This is a genomic window from Bradyrhizobium sp. Leo114 (genome assembly GCF_055229415.2).
Map to the genome: position 1 here is coordinate 1 of NZ_JBUYEN020000114.1, position 6,225 is coordinate 6,225.

At 57.6% G+C, this 6,225-nt stretch carries 5 protein-coding genes and 1 pseudogene; 4 read left to right on the plus strand and 2 right to left on the minus strand.

Annotation, left to right across the window (positions count from 1 at the left end):
• Positions 1–322: transposase (locus tag ACZIRK_RS44305; RefSeq protein ID WP_474419736.1), on the plus strand; the 322-nt coding region annotated here is incomplete at its 5' end.
• Positions 323–701: 379 nt separating this feature from the next.
• Here the strand turns inward: ACZIRK_RS44305 and ACZIRK_RS44310 are convergent.
• Positions 702–886: pseudogene (locus ACZIRK_RS44310) on the minus strand (IS256 family transposase); the annotation flags it as partial.
• A 136-nt stretch (positions 887–1,022) separates the two neighbouring features.
• Between ACZIRK_RS44310 and ACZIRK_RS44315 the strand changes: the two are divergent.
• Positions 1,023–2,822, plus strand: coding sequence for an effector protein (locus ACZIRK_RS44315; RefSeq protein ID WP_130231634.1), 1,800 nt, complete (start codon positions 1,023–1,025; stop codon positions 2,820–2,822).
• A gap of 1,221 nt (positions 2,823–4,043) precedes the next feature.
• Here ACZIRK_RS44315 and ACZIRK_RS44320 read toward each other — a convergent pair.
• Entirely contained in the window at positions 4,044–5,087 is a 1,044-nt protein-coding gene (locus tag ACZIRK_RS44320; protein ID WP_474419738.1) for an IS110 family RNA-guided transposase, read from the minus strand.
• A 405-nt stretch (positions 5,088–5,492) separates the two neighbouring features.
• Here ACZIRK_RS44320 and tnpB point away from each other — a divergent pair, with 405 nt between their 5' ends.
• Both tnpB and ACZIRK_RS44330 read left to right on the plus strand, forming a co-directional pair.
• Positions 5,493–5,846 (plus strand): IS66 family insertion sequence element accessory protein TnpB, encoded by a 354-nt coding sequence (tnpB, locus tag ACZIRK_RS44325; protein ID WP_212231025.1) that lies wholly within the window; start codon positions 5,493–5,495, stop codon positions 5,844–5,846.
• 142 nt (positions 5,847–5,988) lie between these two features.
• A complete protein-coding gene (locus ACZIRK_RS44330) occupies positions 5,989–6,102 on the plus strand; it encodes an IS66 family transposase (protein ID WP_474419740.1) in 114 nt (37 codons plus the stop codon).
• The last annotated feature ends 123 nt before the right edge of the window (positions 6,103–6,225 follow it).

Sequence of the window (6,225 nt, forward strand, 5' to 3'; positions counted from 1 at the left end):
TTTTAATAATCGCCGCCAGGTTGCTGCTTACGCGGGGCTGGCGCCGACGCCCTGGCAGAGTGGATCCGTTGATCGAGAACAGGGCGTTTCGAAAGCTGGAAATCCGAGATTACGCACGACGCTGATCCAGATGTCCTGGCTGTGGCTGCGTCATCAGCCCGGCTCTGCGCTGGCTCGATGGTTCAAGGAGCGCGTCCAGCGCAATGGTGGCCGCATGAAGAAGTCGACCATCGTGGCGCTTGCGCGCAAGCTGCTGGTTGCGCTCTGGAAGTTTGTGACCGCCGGTGTCGTCATCGAAGGTGCCATCATGCAGAACAGCTAATCTCGGCTGCTCCTCGAATTATTCTGAAAATTCTCCAGGACCCGATCAGTCCTGGTGGATCCAGGTCGACGAACCGACCAGAACCCTGGCGAAATGCCGTTTGAGAGAGTGGTCTCGTCGTCCTGAGCCCCGTCCGCCGCAAGCGGGATATTGGTGCAGCCGCGAAAGGTGGCGACCGAATGTGAGGTTGATCAGGCTCGGCAAACGAGCCGCGTCACGCACGGGCTTGGACCTGGATAGCGACGCTTCGGAGGGACTGCTGATGCATTGCGATTGATGGCCTTGACACGAACCATCCCATGTGAGGTTCTGGCAGGCTTCGACACCCGCCTCGATACGCCGCCTATCTCAGTCCGTCATCACCCAGTTTCCCGCATAGCTCCGGCAGGTGACCGTGGCGTACGACGCGCGCTGGTGGCCGTCCGCAGTCTTCAAATCGGAATGCTTGCCGAGAAAGTCCGCGACCTCGGCCTCGACCGCCTGAGCCAACAGAGCACGCGCCCCATTGCGCAAGATTTCGGTGAGTTGATCGTCGACATTTCCTGGCTGAATCAGCTTGATCATGTTATCTTTGGACGCGGCATATCGCTCCTTCGGTGGAGAAGTGGAGGCGTCACGCACCCCCACGATATGCGCCTTCCCGATTCCCACCGTCACCAACTTTCAGCGATAGCTCAAGAGTTAGCAGAAGGCCCGACTAATGGTCGACATCCAAAAAAAACCAATCAAGCTGAGAGACAGAGTCTACAAGGACGCGCGTTCCGCTAGGCGAGAAGCAGATCAGTCTCGTCGAGCGCGGGAAACGACTGATGAAGCTCGTAGAATAGATCGCTTGCTTAGAAGACCAAGCAAACAAACGACATATGCCAAGGAGATGGCGCTCTTTGATAAAGTGAAAGAGGGCTATCATGGTGAAATCGGCTACAAGTTCCTCGGCAACAAGAAGCTGGCAATCGAAAACAATGACGAGCGCACGCGTAAGAGGGGCGTGGTCAGGAGGACCACGGAGGTCCTGAAACGTGCTCCTCAGTCAGACACTGTTTACATCAGCCAGCTTGAAAGGGAGGATTGGCGGAAAACGGCGCATTACAGCTTTGACGCGAACGGTGAACTCCGCTCCCGCAGTCTCAAACTCAAAGATGGCAGTTTGCGTGAGAAATGGGAACGGGACGAAAACGGTCACCTGCTCCGCACCAGCTACTACACGGATAGGTTTCGGGATGGTCGGTTTTTCCGGGCAATTTCCGAGGAAATTAGCGCGCCCTACGTAAGCCAGGCCGACAATAAGAAGTATCGCACTTTAACCCGGACAAAAGGCTCCAGAAAAGAAGTTTTCGAGCGGGACGAAAACGGCAGTCTGACACTGATCGGCCGCGAAATTCGTGGCTTCTTCTCGAAGCATTCGATAAAATCTCAAGACAGGAGAACGGAGGTAACCGAAACCAAAACCCTCTTCGGTGTCAAATCATATACATCTTTACTGGACCCGCAGGGAAATGAGCTGGGCAGAAACATTACGTCCCACCGAAGGCTTTGGAACAAGAGGTCGGCCGTATTCGACAAAACGAGCCATCAATTGACCGAAGCCAAACATACCTTTGGCAAGTTGTTCAAGCGGGAAACCAAATATGTTGGCAATGATGCCAAGATCGTTACAACAACAGTTTTGGGTATAAAATTGAAGACGCGCCTGAAGGGCCTTCAAGAGCATGAGCGAAATGCCCAGATAATGAGAGCTGCTGAAGCGTCCGAACATAAGGCTGCTTGGGACAACACCTATCCTTTCGAATCTCCATCGAATGAAAGGGATAATATAGCTCGCGGCGCTACGCACCAACAACCTAACGATTCCAGTCATTTTGAACCCACTCGTGTGGACGGCCATGGACCGGCGAACAGCATTTCTCCCACAAACATCAACAAGATCATGTTGGCGGCTGCGCAAAGGCAGTCAACGGTCGCGCCACAGATCGCTCGGGAAACACGTCAAGACGACTTCAGCCGGGCGCAACCTCCTAAGGTGTTGACAGCAGCGAGTCATGGTGATGGAGGAACCAAACTAGGAGGCTCGGACACGTCAGAGATCTTACGCACCTCCGATGTTGGAAACAGAAACGACGCGATCAACGAAGATTTTGGCAAGACGCAACTTCCTAAGCTCCAAGGCGAGTTGAAGAGCGGTGCGGGGCTCAATGGGCGCGAATACCCGTGGGGTATGCCGCCGTGGACAGCAACGAATCATGGTGATGGAGCAACCAAACCAGGAGTCTCGGAGACGGCGTCAGAGACCTTACCCACCTCCGACGTTGCAAACAGAAACGACGCGATCAAAGATAATTTTAGCAAGGCGCAACCTTCTAGCTACCGAAGTACTAGCGTCGTCAATGCGACGCCAAACGACAGGAGAATGGCTTTGCTGGAAGCAACAAGACGTCGTGACGAAGCCACGAAGAGAGCAGGCCTCGACCCGCGCATTGTGGAGGGTGTCGGCAGATGTTGATGTTGAACAGGCGATCCGCGACGTTGTCTTACTCGAGCATTGTTCCCGCAGAGAAGGGGATAGACGGCTGGGATTTCGGCGGACGCTCGGGGGTGAGGGATCTTGGATCATCGTTGCGATGACCGACCAAGTCATCATTCCTACGGGCCGCGCGTCGGGACGCGCCATAGATGCCGAGCCCAATTCTTTGTTGGTGAGGAGGGCGAAGCCAAGAACGAGGTTGCCCTTCGCGATGTCGAACCACCGCAAGAATCGAATGAGCGATCGCTATAACCTGAAACGGGTATGGTGCAACATTGCGACCGAGACCGAAGCCAGCGACGCGTACGCTTGACTCAGGACGTCCGACGATCATTTTGTTCGAGTCAGAAAGGGCTTCTATTTGGTGGAGCTTTATCGCTGCTCGTTGGTCTATTTCTGGCGAGCGTCTATGCGAACTTCCGGCAGGGAATTACTCTGCATGCGATTCAGAGCTTTGATATCTTCGCGATCTGGTACGAGGCGCCCTTTTTCCGAGGGTACGTGACGCAGGTTTTCACCGCGGATTGGCAATCATCGGCGTCACGGCTGTGATCGCATCGCTCACCGTGGCCCTCATAGTGTTGAAGCCACAGCACCATGGCACGGCCCGCTGGGCGCGCTTTGGTGAGATGAAAAAAGCTCGCTATATCCTACCCTATCACAGGATTTCCGGACCAATCCTTGGCAAGACGGTGGTGACCTTGCCCCCCTATGTGGAACGGCCCGCGTGGCAAGAGCTTTTTCAGTCGATTTCACACATTGGAACGGTGCGGTCATATGTCCGGCCTTTGCGCGCGGCACATGGCCGCTGGCCTCGATGAGATCCGGGGAACGAGGAGCTAAATCAAGTTTACGCGCTTGAGCGCATTGGGGGCAGTAGCTTCACTCGTTTCGGGATTTCGTCCCATGGGTATAGCGCGACATGTATGGAACGGCCCGCGGGCGCAAGAGCTTTCTCAGTCGACTTCACACATGGGAGCGGTGCGGTCATGTATACGGCCTGTAAAGCGCGGCGCATGACCGCTGGCCTCGATGAAGTCCGCGACACAAGGGGCTAAATCAATCAGACGCGCTTGAAGCGCATTGTCGCGCCAGCCTCACTCGTGCCGGGATTTCGTCCCGTGGGTTCATCGCCTGTTATTGCTCCTTGCCCTCTGCCGGCCCGCGCCGGTCAGATCTCTTTGACAGCTGCTGTATTCATCAAGCGGCAGCCGTAGTCGTCGCTAGCGTCTCCGGGTGCCGATAAATCCCGCCCTTGTTCAAGAGCGCCCAGGCAATTCGCGCTGTCTTGTTGGCCAGTGCGACCGCTGCCACCTTGTACGGACGTCTGGCGAGCAGCGACTTCAACCATGGCGGCGCCCGATCAGCCTTCCGGGCAATTCGCAGGACGGATGTCGCCCCAAGAACGAGGAGGCTCCGAAGTTCGGGGTTTCCCATCTTCGAGATGCGCCCCATCCGCTCCTTGCCCCCACTCGAATGCTGTCGCGGCGTCAGTCCCAGCCAGGCGTCAAAGTGACGAGCGGATTTGAAGCCGCCGGGATCTGGCACCAGCGCCTTGATGGTCGCCGCTGTAATGGCTCCAATGCCGGGGATGGTAGTCAGTCGGCGCATGTCCTTGTCGGTCTTTGCCGCAGCAACAATGGCTCGCTCGAGCTTGTCAATCTGGTCCGCCTGGGCCTCGATCTGATCGGCAATTGCCGTCAGCGCGAAGCGCGCTGCCGCAGGCAAGCGGATATCTGCTACATCCCGTACGATTGCAACCAACGCCTCGACCTTTGTCCGGCCAGCGGCGGCAATGATGCCCAACTCAGCCAGATGCGAGCGCAGGGCGTTGATCGTCTGCGTTTGCTGTTTCACCAGAAGTGCGCGACTCTTCAGGACCATCGTTCCGGCTTGCTGCTCGGCCGTTTTGATCGGAACGAAGCGCATGGTCTTGCGAGTCACGGCTTCGCTGATGGCCTCGGCATCCGCCGCATCCGTCTTGCCGCGCTTCACGAAGGGTTTGACATAAGCCGGCGGAATCAGCCGCACTTGATGACCGAAAGTTGCAATCTCGCGCGCCCAATAATGGGCGCTGCCGCAGGCTTCCATCCCCACCAGGCATGGTGGCAGCTTCTCAAAGAAACGCAGCACCTCGCTGCGCCGTAGTCTCCGGTTGAACACCGGCGAGCCATCGGGACCCGCGCCGTGAACTTGAAAAATGTGCTTCGCCAAATCCAACCCGATGGTGCTAATCTGCTTCATGGAACGGTCCCTCCTTGTGGCGTTCGAACAACGACCACGTTTTAGCACGATGATGCTGTCGGAGCGGGCCGTTCCACCACATCAATCAGGATGAGAACGGCGCGTCAATCAAGATGAGACGAGGCGGCCGAGTCAGAGGATCATTGACGCTCGCGGCGGTTTTGGCAAGCCTTGATTGACGCCGCGCGACGATTGGCGACGACGCTTTCGCCGGCGAGGCGTATTGCCGTCGTGCGAGGCTTCGCAGCCGCCGTTCGCGCCGCTGGTCGTGGAGGAGCCGTTAGAGGAGCGTCACGTTCCGGCTGTCAAACTCGAGATTGCGATTGGCGACGTCGTCGTGCGGACGGACGTGGCCATTAACGGTGAGCAACTGGCTCGGTTGATCCGCGCGGTGCGAGCGTCACGATGATCGCGCCCGGTGCTGATCTGAAGATTTACATCGCGACGCGGCCGATTGACTTCCGCTGTGGCCATGATGGGCTGGCTGCGAAGGTACAGCAGATGCTCCGTCTCGACCCGTTTAGCGGCGCAGCCTTCGTGTTCCGATCGAAACGAGCGGACCGGATCAAGATTTTGGTCTGGGATAGAACGGGCCTGGTATTGGTGCACAAGCGCCTCGAAGGCTGCAAGTTCGTTTGGCCAACGATCGCGGACGGCGTGATGCGCGTATCCCCGGCGATGTTCGCGGCCTTGTTCGAGGGCCTGGATTGGAGGTTGGTCCGCCCGGAGGAAGCGCGGCGCCCGCAGGCGGCGGGATAACTGCGGCAGAGTGACTCGAAAGCTATTTTGAACGTGGCGCGTGCGGCGGCGATGTGCTCGAAATAGCGCATGAGCATCGCGGCGCTGCGCGACGAAAACGAACGCTTGAAGGCGCTTTTGGCGCAAACGCAGACGGCCTTGAGTGAGCATCAGGGGGCACTGGCGGCGTCGGCTGGAGGTCATTCTCGGCGAATTGCGACGCGAGAAGTTCGGTGCGAAGTCCGAGAAGCTGCGACCGGATCAGTATCATTTGTGAGCGTCACGAGAGGATCGCCGTGCCCGGCCTTGACTTGCGCGGAATGCTTTGGATTGCCCGATCGGGGTGATTGACGCTGCCGCTGGGCGATGATTGGGTGCTCCCCTCTGAAGGGGGCGACGG

Bases quoted from the DNA above. Each gene is read 5' to 3' on its own strand.
- ACZIRK_RS44315 (WP_130231634.1), top strand. From the start codon at position 1,023: ATGGTCGACATCCAAAAAAAACCAATCAAGCTGAGAGACAGAGTCTAC.
- ACZIRK_RS44320 (WP_474419738.1), bottom strand. From the start codon at position 5,087: ATGAAGCAGATTAGCACCATCGGGTTGGATTTGGCGAAGCACATTTTT.
- tnpB (WP_212231025.1), top strand. From the start codon at position 5,493: ATGATCGCGCCCGGTGCTGATCTGAAGATTTACATCGCGACGCGGCCG.